Origin of the sequence: Burkholderia sp. HAN2018, from assembly GCF_024704855.1 — a bacterium.
GTDB classification, from domain to species: domain Bacteria; phylum Pseudomonadota; class Gammaproteobacteria; order Burkholderiales; family Burkholderiaceae; genus Burkholderia; species Burkholderia cepacia.
Map to the genome: position 1 here is coordinate 1 of NZ_QOBB01000468.1, position 2,052 is coordinate 2,052.

Genomic DNA, 2,052 nt, shown 5'->3' on the forward strand with positions numbered 1-2,052 from the left:
CCGCTCGCCGGTCACGGCCGCCGCGCATCCCGCCGCGCCGCCCGATCACGCATGCTCCCGCGTGGCGGTGCCGGCGGACATCCCCGCGCAGGCCGCCAGTCCCGCGAGCGCGACGGCCGGAGCCAGAAGCGCCCAGAACCCGAGATAGCGAAAGCCCAGCGCGCCGGCCATCGCGCCGAGCGCGAACGCGACGATCGCCGGCCACATCTTCGCGAAGCGCGCGCGTGCCGCCGTGCGCACGCTGTCGGGCGTGCCGGCGGACAGCAGGTCGACGACGTCGAGAATCGCCTGCGTGACGTTGCCGGTCATCACCGTGTTCGGCACGCCGGCGCGCGCGATCACGCGCGGATGCGCGTTCTGGATGCCCATCGCGAACGTGCCGACGATGCCGGCCAGCAGCACCGGCAGGCTGTCGGATTGCGTGACGGGCGACGCCCACACGCCGGCCGCGCAGAAGCCGAGCAGCAGCACGGCCTGGACCGCATGCAGCGCCCGCGTGCCCTGCCACGCGGGCCGCCCGGAAAACGCGCGCGCGATCAGGCTGCTCGCGACGACACCGCACACGAACGCGGGAAACACGCTCAGCTTCAGCAGGACGCCCTGGCCGAACCCCGCGGCCCCCGCGCCGATCAGCACGAAGTTGCCGGTCACGTGCGCGGTGAACAGCCCGAACAGCGCGACGAAGCTCAGCGTGTCGACGAAGCCGGCCACCGCGGCAAGAATCGTGTCCTCGTGCTTCATCGCGCCGCACCCGCGTGGATCTCGGCGACATAACCGCCGGGGAACCGGACCAGCGCCGCGTCGCGCCCGTCCGCCGTGTACGGCGGCACGAGCACGTCGACGCCGGCCGCCCTGGCTTTCTCCAGCGTTGCGGCCAGGTCGGGCACCTCGTAGCCCGTCGTCTCGTGCCCGTACGGATAAGGCAGGTGGCCGTCCGTCACGAGCACCGTCATCTTGCCGAAGCCCGACGTGATGCGAATGCGGCGATAGGTGTCGTTCGGGCGGCCGATCTCGACGCCGGGCGCCTTCAGATCGTCGGACACCACCTTGCCGTTCGAAAACTTGACGAAGTCGTGCACGAACTTGCGCACGCTCTGCGGCGACACGTACACGCGATTCTCGGGGATCGTCTGCAGTGCGTCGTACTTCGGTGCCTGCGTGTGCCAGTAGAGCTGCATCTTCACGCCGCCCGGCCACGCGATCACCGCATCGCGGCCGATCGGATCGGGGAACGTGTCGACGATCACTTCCGCGCCGTGCTCGCGCGCCACCTTCATCGCCGCATCCATGTCGGTGACGAGATAACCCGTGCGCTCCGCGCCGAACGGCCAGGGAGTCGGCGTCTTGAAGCCGAACACCGAGATCGTGCCGGCCGGCGTGAACACGAGCTGCGACATCGTCTGGCTCGGTGTCGGCGTGACCTGGAACACGCCCTGCTTCGACTTGCTGCCGCCGAACGTCGCGACGAAGCTGTCGGTGAAGCGATCGAAATCCTCCGGCGCCACGTACACGTGCGTCGTGTCGTATTGCGGCCCGACGGCGAGCGTCGGCGTGGCCGCCGGCAGGACGGGCGGCTTCGCGTACGCGGCCGGCGCCGCGACGAGGCCGGCGGCGATCGCCAGCGCGAGCAAGGCGGAACGAATCGATTTCATGACTGGATGTCCTTGTTGTTGATCGTCATCGAGTGGCACGGCCGTTGCCGGCCGGATACGTCGCATCGGCGAGCCGCGTCGCGAGCACGAGTGCCGCGATCAGCCCGAGATGCTCGAAAAAGCTGTTGAGCGCCATGAAACGCGCGGCGCCCGTCTGGTTCCAGAAGTCGTTCGCCACCGCCATCGCGACGAGCGTCAGCATGCCGAGGCTGCCGGCGCCGAGCCACGTGAAGCGGCGAAACACGATGCACAGCGAGCCGCCGATCTCGACGACGACCGCCAGTGCAGCCCACAACGCGGGCGGGTGCAAACCGAAATGCGCCTGCTCCGCGATTGCTGCGTCGAAGTGCATCGCCTTGTTGATCCCGCCGATCAGAAAGGCGGACACGAGTGCAAGTCG

Annotated in this window: 3 protein-coding genes; all 3 read right to left on the reverse strand. The window is 69.3% G+C overall.

The annotated features are described in order from the left end of the window. Positions 1-45: 45 nt before the first annotated feature. Positions 46-741 (reverse strand): YoaK family protein, encoded by a 696-nt coding sequence (locus DPV74_RS41020; protein WP_060349723.1) that lies wholly within the window; start codon positions 739-741, stop codon positions 46-48. Continuing rightward, positions 738-1,652 (reverse strand): glyoxalase, encoded by a 915-nt coding sequence (locus DPV74_RS41025; protein WP_119339265.1) that lies wholly within the window; start codon positions 1,650-1,652, stop codon positions 738-740. The genes DPV74_RS41020 and DPV74_RS41025 overlap by 4 nt, the downstream gene beginning before the upstream one ends. 25 nt (positions 1,653-1,677) lie before the next feature. After that, the coding region (locus DPV74_RS41030; protein WP_162923327.1) for a DoxX family protein at positions 1,678-2,052 on the reverse strand (375 nt) is incomplete at its 5' end.

What these genes read in the sequence shown, in the direction of transcription:
- DPV74_RS41020 (WP_060349723.1), bottom strand. Translation starts at nt 741, where the DNA reads ATGAAGCACGAGGACACGATTCTTGCCGCGGTGGCCGGCTTCGTCGAC.
- DPV74_RS41025 (WP_119339265.1), bottom strand. Translation starts at nt 1,652, where the DNA reads ATGAAATCGATTCGTTCCGCCTTGCTCGCGCTGGCGATCGCCGCCGGC.